General features: G+C 68.9%; 17 protein-coding genes. 6 read left to right on the top strand and 11 right to left on the bottom strand.

The window, feature by feature from the left end; genetic code table 11:
- The first annotated feature begins 55 nt into the window (after window positions 1–55).
- Both AABA78_RS08365 and AABA78_RS08360 read left to right on the top strand, forming a co-directional pair.
- Entirely contained in the window at window positions 56–1,405 is a 1,350-nt protein-coding gene (locus AABA78_RS08365; RefSeq protein ID WP_167497724.1) for a sigma-54-dependent transcriptional regulator, read from the top strand.
- 118 nt (window positions 1,406–1,523) lie between these two features.
- Window positions 1,524–1,985 carry a hemerythrin domain-containing protein gene (locus AABA78_RS08360; RefSeq protein WP_338262455.1) on the top strand — a complete coding sequence of 154 codons (462 nt, stop codon included), beginning with the start codon at window positions 1,524–1,526 and terminating at the stop codon, window positions 1,983–1,985.
- A gap of 7 nt (window positions 1,986–1,992) precedes the next feature.
- Here the strand turns inward: AABA78_RS08360 and AABA78_RS08355 are convergent, their stop codons facing one another.
- From AABA78_RS08355 to AABA78_RS08325, 7 genes are all read right to left on the bottom strand, one after another.
- A complete protein-coding gene (locus AABA78_RS08355; protein WP_338262454.1) occupies window positions 1,993–3,828 on the bottom strand; it encodes a HAMP domain-containing sensor histidine kinase in 1,836 nt (611 codons plus the stop codon).
- Window positions 3,825–4,988: a sensor protein KdpD gene (locus tag AABA78_RS08350; RefSeq protein ID WP_120527320.1), complete on the bottom strand. Its 1,164-nt coding sequence runs from the start codon at window positions 4,986–4,988 to the stop codon at window positions 3,825–3,827. The genes AABA78_RS08355 and AABA78_RS08350 overlap by 4 nt, the downstream gene beginning before the upstream one ends.
- Before the next feature lie 31 nt (window positions 4,989–5,019).
- On the bottom strand, window positions 5,020–5,655 hold the full coding sequence (kdpC, locus tag AABA78_RS08345) for a potassium-transporting ATPase subunit KdpC (RefSeq protein ID WP_338262453.1): 636 nt from the start codon (window positions 5,653–5,655) through the stop codon (window positions 5,020–5,022).
- Between the two features lie 26 nt (window positions 5,656–5,681).
- Window positions 5,682–7,742: a potassium-transporting ATPase subunit KdpB gene (gene kdpB / locus AABA78_RS08340; RefSeq protein ID WP_338262452.1), complete on the bottom strand. Its 2,061-nt coding sequence runs from the start codon at window positions 7,740–7,742 to the stop codon at window positions 5,682–5,684.
- Between the two features lie 2 nt (window positions 7,743–7,744).
- Window positions 7,745–9,460: a potassium-transporting ATPase subunit KdpA gene (gene kdpA / locus AABA78_RS08335; RefSeq protein ID WP_338262451.1), complete on the bottom strand. Its 1,716-nt coding sequence runs from the start codon at window positions 9,458–9,460 to the stop codon at window positions 7,745–7,747.
- Window positions 9,461–9,470: 10 nt separating this feature from the next.
- Window positions 9,471–9,560, bottom strand: a complete 90-nt coding sequence (kdpF, locus tag AABA78_RS08330; protein WP_120543943.1) for a K(+)-transporting ATPase subunit F — start codon at window positions 9,558–9,560, stop codon at window positions 9,471–9,473.
- Window positions 9,561–9,676: 116 nt separating this feature from the next.
- Entirely contained in the window at window positions 9,677–10,774 is a 1,098-nt protein-coding gene (locus AABA78_RS08325; protein ID WP_338262450.1) for an outer membrane beta-barrel protein, read from the bottom strand.
- Between the two features lie 204 nt (window positions 10,775–10,978).
- On the opposite strand from AABA78_RS08325, the gene AABA78_RS08320 reads away from it, so the two are divergent.
- Together AABA78_RS08320 and AABA78_RS08315 are read left to right on the top strand one after the other, a co-directional pair.
- Complete coding sequence (locus AABA78_RS08320) at window positions 10,979–11,542, top strand: Fic family protein (protein WP_338262449.1); 564 nt, start codon at window positions 10,979–10,981, stop codon at window positions 11,540–11,542.
- Window positions 11,532–12,104 (top strand): hypothetical protein, encoded by a 573-nt coding sequence (locus AABA78_RS08315; protein ID WP_338262448.1) that lies wholly within the window; start codon window positions 11,532–11,534, stop codon window positions 12,102–12,104. The genes AABA78_RS08320 and AABA78_RS08315 overlap by 11 nt, the downstream gene beginning before the upstream one ends.
- 2 nt (window positions 12,105–12,106) lie before the next feature.
- Here AABA78_RS08315 and AABA78_RS08310 read toward each other — a convergent pair whose 3' ends face one another.
- The 3 genes from AABA78_RS08310 to AABA78_RS08300 all read right to left on the bottom strand — a co-directional run bounded on the left by AABA78_RS08310 (window position 12,107) and on the right by AABA78_RS08300 (window position 14,069).
- The gene (locus AABA78_RS08310; RefSeq protein ID WP_338262447.1) at window positions 12,107–12,460 is read right to left on the bottom strand and encodes a hypothetical protein; all 354 of its coding nucleotides are present in this window, start codon (window positions 12,458–12,460) and stop codon (window positions 12,107–12,109) included.
- A gap of 212 nt (window positions 12,461–12,672) precedes the next feature.
- A complete protein-coding gene (locus tag AABA78_RS08305; protein ID WP_120527331.1) occupies window positions 12,673–13,164 on the bottom strand; it encodes a serine/threonine protein kinase in 492 nt (163 codons plus the stop codon).
- Between the two features lie 11 nt (window positions 13,165–13,175).
- On the bottom strand, window positions 13,176–14,069 hold the full coding sequence (locus tag AABA78_RS08300) for a DUF2381 family protein (RefSeq protein WP_338262446.1): 894 nt from the start codon (window positions 14,067–14,069) through the stop codon (window positions 13,176–13,178).
- A gap of 133 nt (window positions 14,070–14,202) precedes the next feature.
- Between AABA78_RS08300 and AABA78_RS08295 the strand changes: the two genes are divergently transcribed.
- Window positions 14,203–15,504, top strand: coding sequence for an AHH domain-containing protein (locus tag AABA78_RS08295; RefSeq protein ID WP_338262445.1), 1,302 nt, complete (start codon window positions 14,203–14,205; stop codon window positions 15,502–15,504).
- Window position 15,505: 1 nt separating this feature from the next.
- Complete coding sequence (locus tag AABA78_RS08290; RefSeq protein ID WP_338262444.1) at window positions 15,506–16,093, top strand: imm11 family protein; 588 nt, start codon at window positions 15,506–15,508, stop codon at window positions 16,091–16,093.
- Between the two features lie 5 nt (window positions 16,094–16,098).
- On the opposite strand, the gene AABA78_RS08285 is transcribed toward AABA78_RS08290, so the two are convergent.
- Complete coding sequence (locus tag AABA78_RS08285; RefSeq protein WP_338262443.1) at window positions 16,099–16,809, bottom strand: class I SAM-dependent methyltransferase; 711 nt, start codon at window positions 16,807–16,809, stop codon at window positions 16,099–16,101.
- Window positions 16,810–16,965 lie beyond the last annotated feature (156 nt).

Genomic DNA, 16,965 nt, shown 5'->3' with positions numbered 1-16,965 from the left:
CTCTTAGACTGTGTCCATGGAAGTGCGTGCCAGTGCCGAGGCGATGGAGCGCCCCATGCGGGTGCTGGTGGTGGACGACGAGCGAAACATCCGCCACACCCTGCGCGTGTGTCTGGAGGGCCTGGGCTGCGAGGTGCGCGAGGCCGCCACGCCGGAGGCCGCGCTGGCCGCGCTCGCCCAGGGGCCGGCGGACCTGGCGTTCGTGGACCTGCGGCTGGGCAACGCGTCCGGGCTGGAGCTGCTGCCCCGCCTGCTCGCCGAGTCACCGGCCCTGGACGTCATCCTCATCACCGCCTACGCGACGTTCGACACGGCCGTGGAGGCGGTGAAGCGGGGCGCGCGCGACTACCTGCCCAAGCCCTTCACCCCCGCGCAGATCCGCCACGTGCTGGAGCGCGCGAAGGCGCAGCGGGAGCTGTCCTCGCAGCTGGGGGACCTGGAGGGGCAGCTTGCGCAGGCGGTGCCGGAGGCCACGCTGGAGACGGCGTCGCCGGCCATGCACGCGGCCATCGGCTTCATCACGCGCGCGGCCACGTCCGACGCGGCGGTGCTGCTGCGCGGAGAGAGCGGCACGGGCAAGGGGGTGCTGGCGCGGGCGCTGCACTTCATGAGCGCCCGGCGCAAGCGGCCGTTCGTCACCATCAACTGCCCCACCCTGTCCGAACAGCTGCTGGCGAGCGAGCTGTTCGGCCACGCGCGCGGCGCCTTCACGGGCGCGGTGAAGGACCAGCCGGGGCGCGTGGAGCAGGCGGAAGGGGGCACGCTCTTCCTGGATGAAGTGGCGGAGATGAGCCCGTCGCTCCAGGCGCAGCTGCTGCGCTTCCTCCAGGAGAAGCAGTTCGAACGGCTGGGGGAGGGACGCACGCGCAAGGCGGACGTGCGCGTGGTGGCGGCCACGCACCGCGACCTGGAGAAGGACGTGGCGGAGGGACGCTTCCGCGAGGACCTGATGTACCGGTTGAACGTCCTGGAGGTGAAGCTCCCCGCCCTGCGCGAGCGGCCGGAGGACCTCATCCCGCTGGCACGCCGCTTCGTCGCCTTCTTCGCGAAGGCCGCGCAGCGTCCAGCGCCGGAGCTGTCGCCCGCCACGGAGGCGATGCTGCGGGCCTATGCATGGCCGGGCAACGTGCGCGAGCTGCGCAACGCATTGGAGCGGGCGCTCATCGTGGGCGCGTCGGGCGTGCTGGAACCCCAGGCCTTCCCGGAGCGCATCGCCGCGGCGGTGGGGCCGGGGGTGAGCCTGGGCGGGCCGCACACGCTGGAAGAGGTGGAGCGTGAACACATCCTGCGGGTGATGGCCTCCGCGCCGACGCTGGACGAGGCGGCCCGGCTGCTCGGCATCGACGCGTCGACGCTGTGGCGCAAGCGCAAGAAGTACGAAGCGGACGCGAAGCCGGAGACGTGACGCGCGCGGCCTGTGCACCAGTGCATGCAGGCCTGACCCCTGGGGGTGAGGCGTGCAGGGACACTCGCCCTTGCGAGTGGATTGCGCCCTGGCGCGCGCATGAAGACCCTGGCTCGTCATGAACCTCATCGACGTGCTCATCCAGCAGCACCGCGACGCCGAAGCACTCTTCGAGGCCTGGCGTCACACTCCCGACGAAGAGAAGCCGGAGCTGTGCCTGCGCCTGGCTGAAACGCTCACGCTGCACACCACCCTCGAGGAGCGCTGGGTGTACCCCGTCGCGCGAACCGTCGTCGACGGGCCGCACATCGACTTCGCCGTGGAGGAGCACGGGGAGATGATGCAGCTGCTCTCCGAGCTGCTGCGCATCCGCCACGACGCGCGCCGCCGCGACGCCACGGTGCGGCAGCTGGAGGCCGTGGTGGCGCAGCACATGTCCGAAGAGGAGCGCGAGGTGCTGCCCCGGCTGCGCAAGATGGACTCGGGCGTGTTCGGCCCGTCCAGCGAGGACATCGTCCGCTCCGCGTCCGACGCGCGCCGCGAGGCGATGCGTCAGCTGGAGACGTCCGCGCCGGTGTGACGCCGCTTCAGGCCTCCGCGGGCTGCGGCAGTGTGAACCAGAAGGTGCTGCCCTGCCCTGGCGTGCTCACCACGCCCAGCTCGCCGCCGTGGGCCTGGACGATGTCCCTTGAGATGGACAACCCCAGGCCGGCGCCACCCGCCGGTGCGCCCGGGGCGCGGTAGAACTTCTCGAAGATGCGCGCCTGCTCCTGGGCGGGGATGCCCTCGCCGGTGTCTCGCACCTCGAAGCGCACGTGGGCTCCGTCGCGCGACACGTGCACGGACACCTCGCCGTCCTGGGGCGTGTGCTTCACGCCGTTGCCCACCAGGTTTCCCAGCACCAGGTGCAGCCGGTCCGGATCCACGCGCACTGTCTCCACGTCCGGTGACAGGGATTGCGACAGGCGCACGCCCCGGTCTTCCGCCAGCGTGCGCTGCGCGGCCAGCGCGTGCTCCACCAACTCCTCCGTGCGCACCTCCCGCACGTCCAGTTGGAGCTGCCCGGACTGGATGCGCGACAGGTCCAGCAGGTCGTCCACGATGCCCTGCAATCGCTCGCAGTCCTCGCGCGCCGCGAAGAGCAGGTCCGCCTGCTTCTCCGTCACCTGCCCCACGACCCCTTCGGCCACCAGATGGATGGCCATGCGCAGCGACGTGAGCGGCGTGCGGAACTCGTGCGCCACCGTGGCCACCAGGTCGTTCTTCAGTTCGTCGAAGCGCCGCAGCCGCGTCACGTCCTGTAGGATGAGCGTGGCGCCCACCACGTCTCCCGTTTCGCCGTGCACCGGGCTGCCTCGCGGCAGGAGCCACCGGCCGCCCTCCGGGGACGCCTCCACCCGCACGGCCTCCTCGTAGCCCCGGGGCTGGTACGCGCCCCTTCCGCCCACGACGTGGGCTCGCACGCGCTCCAGCACGGCGCGCACCTCCGGCTCCACGCGGCCCAGCGCGTCCCCGCCCTCGTCCAGCCTCAGGCGCAGCACCTCTTCCGCCGCGGCGTTCACGTTGAGCAGCCCGCCGTCCGCGCCCAGCACCAGCACGGGGTCGGGCAGGCTGTCGATGGCCGCCTGTGACACGGCTTGCGCCTGGAGCAGCTCTCCCAGGCTGCTCTTGCGGTACTGCCCCAGCCGCTCCGCCATGGTGTTGAAGTCCCGCGCGAGCTGCGCGATTTCATCCCGCCCCTCCACCACCGCTCGCGCCTCCACGTCGCCCTGCCCCAGGCGGCGCACCGCCTGCGACAGCACGGACACCGGGCGCAGCGCGCGCTGCACCAGCGACGTGGTGAAGAACAGGCCGAAGCCCAGCGCCGCCACCACGGCCAGTGCCATCAGCGTGTTCACCCGCTCGCTCTGCTGGCGCAGCCGGTCGCTCTTGCGCACCATCGCGTCCTGGTTCAACGCGAGGATGGAGGACGCGGCCGCCTTCGCCTCCTGGAAGGCCGGCGAGAGCGACTCGAAGTAGCGCGTGCGCGCGGCCTCCGCGTCACGCTCCTGGAGGAACGCGTCGAACTCTTCCCGGTACTTCACCCACGCGGCGCGCAGCCGCTGCGTCGCCTCCGCCTCGCCAGGCTCGGTGATGTTGCCCAGCTGGACGCCCAGCTCCGTCTCCAGCGGTGGGCGCTGCGCGGCCTGCTGGGCCAGGCCGCGCTCGCGCTCTCCCGCGATGATGAACAGCGCCGCGCTGTCCATGCGCTCCAGCTGTTCGGTGATGCGCTGGGTGGCGAGCACGCTGCGGTAGTTGTCCTCCAGCACCCGCTGGCCGGAGCGGCCCACGCGCGCCAGGGTGACGACGGCCGTGGTGCCCAGCAGCAGCAGCGCCACCACCAGCGGGGCCTGGGCCAGCAGCAGCCGGGAGCGCAGCGTCATGGGCGCTTCTCCTCGTGGGGCTCGAAGGACACGACATGGATGTCGAAGCCGTCGCCTTCGCGCAAGAGGCGCGCGTCCGCCGTCATCCCCAGCCGCTGGCGCCACTTCGCCTGGTTGGAGCGGCCGATGATGATGTGCCCCACGCCGTGCGACCGGGCGAAGTCCAGCAGCGCGGCCACCGGGTCGCCCGCGCGCAGGCGCACCACCTCCGCGCCCAGCTCCTTCGCCTTCTCGATGTTCGTCAGCAGGTGCCGCTGCGCCTCCGCGTCGATGAGGTTCGGCGCCTCGCGCGGCGTCTCCACGTACACCACGAACCAGTCCGTGTTGAGCCGGCCCGCCATGCGGGACCCGCGGCGCAGCAGCGTCGCCGCGCGCGGAGGGTTGCTGGAGAGGGCCACCAGCACGCGGCCCCAGGCGCCTCCCTTCGGTGAGGGCTCCTCGCCCGCGCGAACCTCTCTGCCCGTCGTGGCACGGTCCAGGCTCTCCGCCACCTCGCGCAGCGCCAGCTCCCGCAGCGTGGAGAGGTTGTCGCCGGTGAAGAAGCGCTCCAGGGCGTGCGGCACCTTGTCGGGCGCGTAGATCTTCCCGGCCTTGAGGCGCTCGTGCAGGTCCTCCACCGCGAGGTCCAGGTTCACCACCTGATCCGCCGTCTTGAGGAAGCTGTCGGGCAGCGTCTCCCGCACGGTGACGCCGGTGTTGCGCTCCACCAGGTCGTTGAGGCTCTCCAGGTGCTGCACGTTGAATGCACCAATGACGTTGATGCCCGCGGCCAGCAGCTCCTGCACGTCCTGGTAGCGCTTGCGGTGGCGGCACACCGGCAGGTTGGTGTGGGCCAGCTCGTCCACGACGGCCACCTGGGGCCTTCGCGCGAGCACGGCGTCCAGGTCCATCTCCTCCACGGTGACGTCGCGGTAGCTGACGCGCTGGCGGGGCACGGCCTCCAGCCCCGCCACGAGCGCCTCCGTCTCCCGCCGGCCATGCGTTTCGATGAACCCCAGCACCACGTCCACGCCGCGCGCCTTGAGCGCGTGCGCCTCCTCCAGCATGCGGAACGTCTTGCCCACGCCCGCCGCGAAGCCGATGTAGAGCTTCAGCCGGCCGCGCCGGCCGCGCTCCACCAGTTCCAGGAAGTCCTCCGCGCGAGGTCGCCGCGTCGTCATGCCAGGGTCCTCCTCTTCCGGGGAGCCCGCCTCAGGGGGACGGGGAGACGGGCTGCGCGGCGCCCAGGGGCGTCGCGGGCGGGGAAGCGGCCCCGCCGAACTGCCGGTCCATCGCGAGGTTCAAAGTCAGCACGTTCACCCGGGGCTCGCCCAGCACGCCGAACGTCCGGCCCTCCACCTGAGACGCCACCAACGCCCGCACGCGCGCCGGGTCCACGCCTCGGGCCTTCGCCACGCGGGGAACCTGCCACAGCGCGGCCTCCGGCGACACCTGCGGATCCAACCCGGACGCGGAGGCTGTCACCAGTTCGCCAGGGACGGGGCCTCCGGCCTCGGGGTTCTCGCGGCGCAGCCGTTCCGCTTCCGCCACGGCGCGGTCACGGAGCTTCTGGGAGGTGGGCCCCAGGTTGCTGCCGCCGGAGGCCGTCGCGTCCCAGCCCGTGCCCGCGGCGGAGGGGCGCGGCTGGAAGTAGCCCGCTTGAGTGAAGCCCTGGGCGATGAGCGCGCTGCCCACCACGCGGCCCCGGTCGTCCTTCACGAGCGACCCGTTGGCCTCATGGGGGAACAGCACCTGCGCCACGCCGGTGACGGTCAGGGGGTACAGCACACCCGTGAGCAGCAGCGTGACGAGGCTGACTCGCAGGGCGGTGAGGAGCGCGGAGACCATGGTGGCTGTGTTCCTTTCTTGCGTGCTCACGCCAGGCCCACGGTGGTGAGCAGCACGTCGATGACCTTGATGCCCACGAACGGGACGATGACGCCGCCCACGCCGTAGAGGAGCAGGCTGCGGCGCAGGAGCGCGGCGGCCCCCAGCGGGCGGTAGCGCACGCCCTTCAGCGCCAGCGGGATGAGCGCCACGATGATGAGCGCGTTGAAGATGACGGCGGACAGGATGGCGCTGAACGGCGACGTCAGCCCCATCACGTTGAGCGGTGCAATCTGGGGGAAGACGCCCATGAAGAGGGCCGGGAGGATGGCGAAGTACTTCGCGACGTCGTTGGCGATGGAGAACGTCGTCAGCGTGCCGCGCGTCATCAGCAACTGCTTGCCCACCTCCACCACCTCCAGCAGCTTGGTGGGGTTGGAGTCCAGGTCCACCATGTTGCCGGCCTCCTTGGCGGCCTGGGTGCCGGTGTTCATCGCCACGCCCACGTCCGCCTGCGCCAGCGCGGGCGCGTCGTTGGTGCCGTCGCCCGTCATGGCCACGAGCTTGCCCTTGGCCTGCTCCGCGCGGATGAGCGCGAGCTTCGCCTCCGGGGTCGCCTCCGCCAGGAAGTCGTCCACGCCGGCCTCGCGCGCGATGGCGGCGGCGGTGCGCGGGTTGTCGCCGGTGATCATCACCGTGCGGATGCCCATGGCGCGGAAGCGGTCGAAGCGCTCCTTGATGCCGCCCTTCACCACGTCCTTCAGGTGGATGATGCCCAGCACCCGCGCGCCGTCCGCCACGGCGAGCGGCGTGCCGCCCGCGTCACCGATGCGGCCCGCGGCCTCGGTCAGCGCGTCCGGGACGCTGCCGCCCTGCTCCCGCGTGTGCCGCACGATGGCGTCCACCGCGCCCTTGCGGATGCTGCGGGGGTGCGGGTCCACCAGGTCACAGCCGCTCATGCGCGTCTGCGCGGTGAAGGGGACGAACGTGGCCTGGTGCGCGCGCAGCTCGCGCGGGCGCAGCTTGTAGGTGTCCTTCACCAGCGTCACGACGGAGCGGCCCTCCGGGGTCTCGTCCGCGAGGCTCGCGAGCTGCGCGGCCTCCGCCAGCTCCTCCATGCGCACGCCCGGCATGGGCAGCAGCTCCGAGGCCATGCGGTTGCCCAGGGTGATGGTGCCCGTCTTGTCCAGCAGCAGCGTGTCCACGTCCCCCGCCGCCTCCACCGCGCGGCCGCTGAGCGCGAGCACGTTCTTGCGCAACAGCCGGTCCATGCCCGCGATGCCAATGGCGCTCAGGAGGCCACCGATGGTGGTGGGGATGAGGCACACGAGCAGCGCCACCACCGCCGTGCCGGACAGCGGCACGCCGGAGTAGAGCGCCAGCGGCACCAGCGTCACGCACGCCAGGAGGAACACCAGCGTGAGGCCCACCAGCAGGATGTGCAGGGCGATCTCGTTGGGCGTCTTCTTGCGGGCCGCGCCCTCCACCAGGCCAATCATCCGGTCGAGGAACGACTCGCCAGGGTCCACGCTGATGCGGATGACGATGCGGTCGGACAGCACCTTGGTGCCGCCCGTGACGGCGGAGCGGTCGCCGCCGGACTCGCGGATGACGGGGGCGGACTCGCCGGTGACGGCGGACTCGTCCACGCTGGCGATGCCCTCCACCACGTCGCCGTCACCGGGGATGACGTCTCCGGCCTCGCACACCACGCGGTCGCCCTTGCGCAGGGCGGGTGCCGCGACGCGCTCCTCCTGGCCGTCGTCGTTGAGGCGGCGGGCCTGGGTGTCCTGACGCATGCGGCGCAGGGCGCTCGCCTGGGCCTTGCCCCGGCCCTCCGCCACGGCTTCGGCGAAGTTGGCGAAGAGGACCGTGAACCACAGCCACAGCATCACGGACACGGTGAACCACATGGGGGCGCTGGCTTCGTGCTGGGACGTGAGGTCCTTGAGCACGAACACGGTGGTGAGCAGGCTGCCGGCCCACACCACGAACATCACCGGGTTGCGGGCCACGTCGCGCGGGTGGAGCTTCTTGAGGCTCTCCCACACGGCGGGCTTGAGCAGCGCCGGGTCCAGCAGCGACGCCGGCTTGGACGAAGCAGCCATGGTCAGTACACCTTTCCGGCCGCGCCGAGGAAGTGCTCGACGATGGGGCCCAGGGACAGCGCGGGGAAGAACGTCAGCGCCCCCACGATGAGGATGACGCTCACGAGCAGGCCGGTGAACAGCACGCCCTGGGTGGGGAAGGTGCCGGGCCCGGCGGCCACGACCTTCTTGCCCACCAGCGAGCCGGCCAGCGCCAGCACCGGCACCATCATCAGGAAGCGGCCCGCGAGCATCGACACGCCCAGGCTGACGTTCCAGAACGGCGTGTTGGCGTTGAGGCCCGCGAAGGCGCTGCCGTTGTTGGCGACGCCGCTGGTGAACGCGTAGAGGATTTCGGACAGGCCGTGGGGGCCCGCGTTGTTGAGCGAGGACGTGCCTTGCGGAATCACGGCGGACACCGCGGACAGGCCCAGGATGACGAGCGGGAAGATGAGCACGTACAGCATGGCGAGCTTCATCTCGCGCGCTTCGATCTTCTTGCCCAGGAACTCCGGGGTGCGGCCCACCATCAGGCCCGCGATGAACACCGCGAGGACCGCCATCATGAGGATGCCGTAGAGGCCCGCGCCCACGCCGCCGAAGATGACCTCGCCCAGGTGCATGTTGACCAGCGGCACCAGCCCGCCGAGCGCCGTGAAGCTGTCATGCATGGAATTGACCGCGCCGCACGACGCGTCGGTGGTGACGGTGGCGAACAGTGAGGAGGCGGCGACGCCGAAGCGCGTCTCCTTGCCCTCCAGGTTCCCGTCCTGGGCGACCGCGGCGGCCAGCGCGGGGTTGGGTTGGGACTCGGCGGCATAGCTGGCCGCGGCGCCCACGAGGAAGAGGACGGACATGGCGGCGAAGAGGGCCCAGCCCTGCTTCGTGTCGCCGGTCATCTTGCCGTAGGTGTACGTGAGGCCCGCGGGCAGCACGAAGATGAGCAGCAGTTGGACCAGGTTGGTGAGGGGCGTGGGGTTTTCAAACGGGTGGGCGCTGTTGGCGTTGAAGAAGCCGCCGCCGTTGGTGCCCAGCATCTTGATGGCCTCCTGCGAGGCCACCGGCCCGAAGGCGAGCGTCTGCTTCGCGCCCTCCAGCGTGGTGACGCCGTGGTACGGCGCCAGGTTCTGGATGACGCCCTGGGACACGAAGAACAGGGCCGCGACGAAGCTCAGGGGCAGGAGCACGTAGAGCGTGGCGCGCACCAGGTCGCCCCAGAAGTTGCCCAGCGTCTTGCGGCCCTCGGGACCTGGGCGGCGGGTGAGACCGCGCGCCAGCGCGAGCGCGACGCCCAGGCCCGCCGCGGCGGACGTGAAGTTCTGCCACGTCATCCCCAGCATCTGGGTGGCGTAGCTCATCGTGGATTCGCCCGCGTAGGACTGCCAGTTGGTGTTGGAGGTGAAGCTGGCGGCGGTGTTGAAGGCCAGCTCCGGGCCCACGGCGGGCAGCCCCTGCGGGTTGAAGGGCAGCAGGTGCTGCAGGCGCTGGACCGCGTAGACGCCCAGCACGCTGAAGAGGCTGAAGGCGAGCAGGGAGGCCGTGTACTGGCCCCACGTCTGCTCCTCCTCCCGGGCCACGCCGCACAGGCGCAGCAGGCCGCGCTCCACGGGGCCCAGCACGCGAGGCAGGGGGCGGGCGTCCGTTTCGAGGACGCGGAAGAGGTAGGCGCCCACGGGCTTCGTCAGGGCGAGCACGAGGACGAAGAACAGCAGGGTCTGCGACCAGCCAATGAGGGTCATGGCGAGGCTCCTAGAAGCGCTCTGGCCGGAGCAGGGCGTAGACGAGGTAGGCGGACAGCAGGACCGCGAGCGCGGTCCCGGCGACGTATTCAAAGGTCATGGCAGGGGACTCCTCACAGGCGCTCGCAGCCGTGGGAATAGGCGTGCGTGAGCGCGAAGAAACCAGCGGTCACCAGGATGAGGACGAGGTCCATGGCGGGAAGCTCCGCTTCGGGTTCAGAAGGTGGCGGTCGCGCCGACGACGACCAGGGTCTGGGTGGAGCGCGGCAGGGGCGGCCCTTCGTCCCCGCGCGTGGGTCCGTCGAAGACGTTCTGGGTCGAGTGGTCGTGGCGCGCCTCGGCCTTGAGTGTGAGGTGTTCCGCGGGCTTCACTTCCAGGGTGAGCGTGCCCTCGGCCAGGGTCTGCGCGGTGCCGCTGATCAGGCCGTCGCGGTCGCGGTACACCTCCGCGCGCGCCGTCATGGCCACGGGGGTCGCGAGCTGGACACGGACGTTGGCGCCCGCCGCGTACCAGAGGGCGGCGGAGGTCCCGGGGCGGGCCTGCCGGCCGACGTCCGCGGTGGCGGAGAGGCTCACGGTGCCGGTGGCCTTCAGGGTGACGACGGTGTCCGCGAACAGACGCAGGGCCTCCGCGTCGCCGGAGCCCTCGTTGCCCACGAAGGTGTTGAAGGCCGCGCTCAGCCGGTCCCCGGCGTAGGCGACCTGGGTGCCCAGGGCCTTGCCGCCGTTGTTGTCGCCAATGGTCTGCCAGCCATTGAGCAGATGGAGCTGCGCGCTCCAGCGCTCATCGAAGCGCCAGGTGCCCTTGAGGCCTGCCTGGTAGTAGGGCGAGAACTCGCCCATCCAAGAGCGGGTGTAGGTCCAGTTGAGCTGGGATTGGAAGGACTCCAGGCCGATGTGGCTGGGATAGATGCCCGCCTCCAGGGTGAGGGGGCCCTGTTCGAAGGACAGCGAGGCCTTCTGCACGTAACGCCAGACGTCGGGGCCGGTGGCGTCCTCCTCGGGCTCCGCGCGGTGCAGGACATCCATGCCGGTGCCGAAGCCGAGCAGCACGTGGAAGCCCACGGGTTCTGGCTCCAGGCTCACGCCCAGCGAGCCCAGGTTGACGGTGATTTCATTGTGCCGGCGGGCGGTGGTGCCGGTGCCCGGCAGGAAGTTCACGTCGCTGCCGGGGCGGTTGAAGTTGTAGCCGTAGTAGGCGTCCACGCCGCCCTCGACCTGGAGCTGGGAGCGCACGGAGGAAGAGGACGTGGCCTCGGGGGCCTGGCTCAACAACAGCTGAAGCAGCGAGGAGGCAAGTTCGGGGGCTGACATGAGGTCCACCTTCCCAGGAGCAGTTCCTGTACCGCCCGCCGGGGGCGGAGCGTGCAGCAATTCCAGCGGGTTACGGAAGCGGCCCGTGGGGCCGGGTTGCAAGATGCAGGAATGGGGGCCGGCGAGGGTCGCAGGGTGAAAGGGGGCGACAGCGGACGGGCAGGCACCGGCGAGCGGTTACAGTGGAGCGCGGAGGGGGTTGGCGTGCATCCGTACCGGTGGAGCGAGAGCATCGAACCCAGGCTTCAGCAGGCGACCGAGCGGATGCGCCGGCTGCGTGCCACCACGATGCCGCCTGCCGCGGTGCAGAGTCTGCGGCGCTGGTTCCGGATCCATCACACGTACAACTCGAATGCGATCGAGGGGAACCGGCTGACCCTGCCGGAGACTCGCGCGGTGGTGGAGGACGGCATCACCATCGCGGGCAAGTCGCTGAAGGACCACTTCGAGGCGGTCAACCTCGCGCACGCGCTCGACTTCGTTGAAGCGCTGGCCCGCAAGGAGACCGTGCTGGGCGAGCGCGATGTGCGCGAGCTGCACGGCATCGTCCTGCGCGGAATCGACCCTGAGAATGCCGGTGTCTATCGGCGCATCAACGTGCGGATCGGCGGCACGGAGCACGTCCCTCCGGAAGCGGTCCGGGTGCCTGAGGAGATGCGGGCCTTTGGTGAGTGGCTGGCCGGGGCCAAGAACGAGCATCCCGTGGTCGTCTGCGCCATCGCGCATGCGTGGTTCGAGACGATCCATCCCTTCGTGGATGGGAGATGAGTACGAGCGCGCGGCCCGTGAGGTCATTGAAGTCCGCGAGCCTGCGATTGATTACCTGGCGGAGCAGTTGGGCAAGACGCGGACCGCGACGGCATCCCAGTTCGGCCGTTGGTACGAAGCGGTCCGTGTGCTTCATGGATCGCTCGTGGACTTCGCGGAGCAGTTGATGGCGAAGTTCCCGGAGGGAGATCGGCCGCGCCTTCGGGTGTCCGAACTCCCTGCATTGACGGAGCGTGAGTGGGCCTCCATCCAGAAGGCCCCCTATTGGCTCTTCGGCCTGGTGGGTGACAGCCACGGCGCGCACATCGATCTTTCCTTCAGCGCGATCCCGCCGGGAGGAGGGATCGGCGGATGGAACAAGGAAGGCGCGGGCGTTCGGCTGACCCTGCCCAGCACGGACGCCGTCCCCCTGGAGCACCGCATCGAGGCGCTTCCCACGGGACACACCTTTCGCGTGCTACGTGACGGGAACGCCAGTCAGGCCGAGACCGAGGTCTCCGTGCTCAAGCTCGCAACGGAGCTCTGGACCTCTGCCATCAACCACCTACTCCAGGCTCGCTGACGTCAGGGACTGCTGGACACGGAGGAGTCGCAGTCCGAGGTGCACTTGCCGGAGCAGGTGACCTGGCCGGGATACGAGTCCAGGATGGCGCACTCGGTGCCGCCCGTGCAGGACACGAGCTTGCTGCACACCTGGGTGTCATCCACGCAGCGCGCCTTCGACACGCCGTCCAGCTTGAGCACGAGGCAGGACAGGCCCTGCGGACACTGGGGCAGGTTCACGCCGCACTCCTGCGCCAGGTCCAGCGACTGGCCCTCCCGCAGCTTCAACCGCCCCAGCTTCTCCCCGTCGTCCGAACCACAGGCAGCGAGGGTCATCACCGTCAGACAACAGCCCAGCATTCGCATCCAGCGCATCGTGGCTCCATGGAAGGCGTGAAGCCTCAGCCCGGAGCAAGGCGTGGACCAGGAGGGCTGCTCAGGGATTCCGCGCGCTTGGATGGAGGAACCTGCCTCGGAATTCTGATGCGGCCTCGGATCCCTGGCGGCCCGGGTTCATCGACCCGAGCCCTTTTCCAACGCTACCCCACGGTTCGCGCCAGGATTGAAGCGCTCCTCGGACTGGAGTGTCACCGGAACGCATTGACCACGACGGCAGACGCCATGGAGCCATCGAGAATGGCCGTGCCGGGCTTTGACTCGGGTTGCTTCCGCATCTGGTCCTCGCTCAGCCGTGCCACCGCGCAGATGGGCACCTCGTCGCCGTCTGGTGGGTGGGCCTTGTAGTACCGGACGACGACCTGCGGCCCGCTCGTCCAGACCTGTCCGTACAGCCGGGTTGTCGTCTCCAGTGGGCCCAAGTCGCGCATGAGGACGCTCTCAATCGGGCCATCGTAGAGGGTGCTGCGGCGTGACCTCATCTGGTTCGCGTCCAGTTCTACGAGCGCGGCGTCACCCACATGCAGCTTCAGGTATCGCATGGCCTCAAGCGCCTTCTCTGGACACTCCTGCGGTCCAGGAGAGCCGTCCGAGCGCAATGAAACTCCACCCGTCGTGGTGCATGCTGAGGACGCGGCAAGTAGAATGACAGAGGGGATCAGCAGGGCTCGGCTGGTGGGCATGATCGGCACCTTTACTGCCGAATCAGGGTGCGATCCATCCGCACCAGGACCTGCTGGTTGCCGTCAGACCGGAAAATCTGAAGCGCCAGGTCCACGAGCTGCCCGTTCTTCTCGAAGGCGCTTTTGTCCGCCACGACGGCGATGGTTCCTGACTGTCCTGGAGCAATCGCGGAACGGGTCATCCGAAGCGCGAAGGGCTGCTTTGGATAGCTCGTCATGTCACGCGTCAGGTAAGCGTCCGCGAACTCCCATGTCTCGCCGTAGCCGGTGTTCGACAGGTAGATTACGGCGGCTGCTTTGCCTTGGCCTGAGTAGACCTCAACGACCATTTCCATGCCCGGATCCTTCGGGCGGGCGGATGCAACGAATCGAAACGGCGTCTTCTTCGCCTGCCCATTCGCCAGAAGCGTCGCGTAGGCGTGGTCGATGGAGTTCTCCTCCTTGCGATGGCGCTCGTTTTCCTCGGCCAGGGCGTCGTTCTTCTTGAGGGCGTCCATCAGGGCCGAGTGCATGGCCGCGTAGCTCTCCCGGTTTTTGAACACGTCAACCTGTTGGTCGAGAATTGGCGGCCACCCACCACTGTCCTTCTCTCTCCACGGAGGCCTCACGAGGAACGGGATCTCGGTTCCATCAACCAGCGTCACGACCAGGGGGAGCCCTTCATCGCTGTCGAGATCCCGGATGGGCTCGATGATGACCTTGTTGCGGACCACCGTGAGCGGTTCGAGGCGGCCCTCCCAGCCAATGACCTTCGTCCTGCTGGGGTCAACGGATGCCTCGAAGCGCAAGGCCGTGATGACCTGCCCTGTCACGTAGACGGTTTGGGTGCCATCTGAAGGGTGCTCGGAGAGCAGGATGGTCCGCTGCTTGGGACGGTCGCACTTGTCGCCTGCCTTGGCGGTCACCGCGCTCAGAAGTGCGAGAAGCAGGATAGCCTCTGCGAGTGGGCTAAATCGCATAGACTGGACAACGTATCAGGATGGCAGAGCGGCAGCCAACCCAGCGGCACCCAGCAAGCCGTCCATTTCGGGAGCATCTATGCGGTGGGTGGGGCTCATTGCGTCACTCCTTTTCATGGGAGGGTGTGCGACGGCGCGTGTCGTCCACGTGGATGTTGGAGACGGCAGGCAGGTGGTTCACGAGTCCCGGGATGTCGAGCCCGTCGAAGTGGGTGAGGACGCGTTCAAGGCGGCCCTCACGCAGCTCCTCCTGGACATGCGCATGGACGTTGCCTTCCGCGAGACCGATGCGGCCGACCAGCGAGGCTGGGTGAGGTCCCGGTCATTGCTCGCATCCGCGAAGGGGCTCTCGGACTCGGGGGCTGGGGCGTCTCTGGAGTCCCTGTATTCGCACATCTGCCCCGACGGCGACGAGTGCTTGACCCTGGTGGGCGGAACGGGGCTTCCCTTCTCGCGCAAGGACCGGACGTTGATGGCCCTGTCGTTCGCGCTGGATACGGTCTGGGGGAGTGTCGAGGCGGAGATCGGCAAGATGCTGAACCCGGTGGTGCTCAAGGCCATGGTGACCTCGGCCGCGTTGTCCGTGCTCCTCACGATGACGCTGCCCGAACCCGTCACGAAGGCCATCGTGGTGGTACTGACGGCGGCGATGGTGGCCTACCTGGGGGTGGTGCCGGTCTGGGAGATGGGCCGGGGCTTCGTGCGGCTGTGGGACGAGGCAGAAGGTGCGACGAGCATCATCGAGTTGCAGGACATCGGACACCGCTTCGGGAGGGTCCTCGGTACGAACGGCACACGCGTCCTGATTCTGCTCGTTACGGCGGCCCTTGGCGGCAAGAGCGCGATGGCGGCCCAGGGGCCCAGGCTCCCGGGATTCCCCCAGGCCGCGATTCGGGCGCAGGCTGAGTCAGGCTTCCAGCTCACTGCCGCTTTGAACGGCGGGGTGGGCTCAATCTCGTTGCCGGCTGCTGGTGTGCTCAACGTGGCGCTGGCTCCGGGAGCCGCGGCTGCACTGGCGATGTACTCGGATGGGCGGTTTCCGGGTGACGAGACGGGACCTGTTCATCACATCTGCACGAACAAGAACCCCCTCTCCGATGCTACTGGCGGTCCTTGGACGCCACGGTGCGAGAAGGTCTTCAAGAAGGCCGGGATGACGCTCGAAGATGCAGCGAACAAGGTGCGGCTCAATGGACACGAGGGGCCTCATCCCGAGCGCTACCACAAAGAAGTGATGGGCCGCTTGGAGCGATCTGTCGAGCGATGCCGAACGACAGAAACCTGCCGGGCCAGCTTGATGAAGGAGCTTGCGAGGATAGCGAACGAGCTTCTGACACAGGGCTCCGACTTGCGGAGTCTCATTGTGAAAGTGGAGGGGTGAGGTGGAGCGCCATTTCTACTGGGTAAGGCTGGGTGACGTGCCGCAATGGCTCATCGAGACGCCGACACGAGGAACAGGTGAGGCGTTTGACGAGCCTTGGATGTTCGCGGATGGCCGTGTCCTTGAAGAACCAGGGCGTATGAAGGCCCTCATCACAACCCCAGGCAAGAGGCGGGCGTTCGTATTCTCCGTGATAGAGCAGGCCCCCATCGTCAGCGAGGCCATCGCGAACGTCTTCCGGGCACTGGCCCCCGATGACGTCCAGCTCTTTCCGGTGATGGTGGAGGGAGAGTCCGACCCGTTCTTCGTCGTCAATGCCACCAAGGTGGTTGATGCCATAGACGAGGCCCGGTGCCGGGAGGTGCATCACTATGACGAGGACGACCCTGCCCCTGGATATGAAGGGGAGTACAACTGGATCTACGGACTGCGAATCGACCCCATGAAGACCGAGGGCGCGCAGGTCTTCCGGCTGATGAAGTTCAAGACGGCGTTCATCGTGTCGGAGGACATCAAGAACGCCCTTGAAGCAGTCGGGAACCTGGGTGTGTCGTTCGAGCGCGTGACGGGAACGCCCGAGCCCCACTGACCCTCTCAGGGCCCGAAGCGCGCGAGGAAGACCTTGTACTGGAGCGAGACGAAGAGCGTCTTCGGCGCCACCAGCCCCGCTTGGGCGAACATCGCGAACAGGGCGGAATCGGACTCGATGGGCTGCATCTTCGCGTAGGCCTGACGCCGGGCCTCCAGCTTCTCTGAAGTCACGCCGTACGCCCGCAGCCGCCGCAGCTCCACGTTCGTCAGCTCGGGGTCCTTGCCGACGCGGCAGCCCAGCACCAGCGGCGCTCCCGGCTTGAGCCTCCGCGTCACCTCTCGCAGCAACTCGACGCGGGCCTCGTCTCCGTCCACGTGGTGCAGCACTCCCATCAACTGCGCGCCATCAAACGGGGGACCGGGCGGCAGGGTGCGCAGCTCGCCCTCGTGCAGGTGCGTGCGCGCGAGCAGCCCCTCCGCCTCCAATCGCTTGCGCGCGACCTCCAGCATCGGGCCCGAGGGCTCCACGCCCGTGAAGCGCCAGCCCGGCACGTTGAAGCGCTGATAGGGCACCAGCTCCGCGCCCGTGCCCAGGCCCACGTGCAGCAGCGACGCTGTTTCCTGGCCGTCCAACCGGGCCGCCAGGGCGCTGACTCCCAGCTCATACGCCGCCTGGTAGCCGGCGAGATTCACCGCGGCCTGGGCGTCGTAATGGGGCGCGCGGTCGGCGCCGAAGCCATGCGTGGGTGCGTGGGCGGAATGATCGTGGGTCATGCCCCGAAGATGCGTCCGACCCGCAATGAATGACAGAGCGGGGATTCAGACGGAGTCGGCGGATCTTTCGATGGAGCCCTACTCCAGGCTCCAACGCCAACCGGGCCCGCTCAGACACGCCCAGACAAAAGGAATGGCTTTCATCTTCCGCGCCCA

Origin of the sequence: Corallococcus caeni (genome assembly GCF_036245865.1) — a bacterium.
Lineage (GTDB): Bacteria > Myxococcota > Myxococcia > Myxococcales > Myxococcaceae > Corallococcus > Corallococcus caeni.
This window is presented reverse-complemented; position numbering and strand designations above follow the sequence as displayed.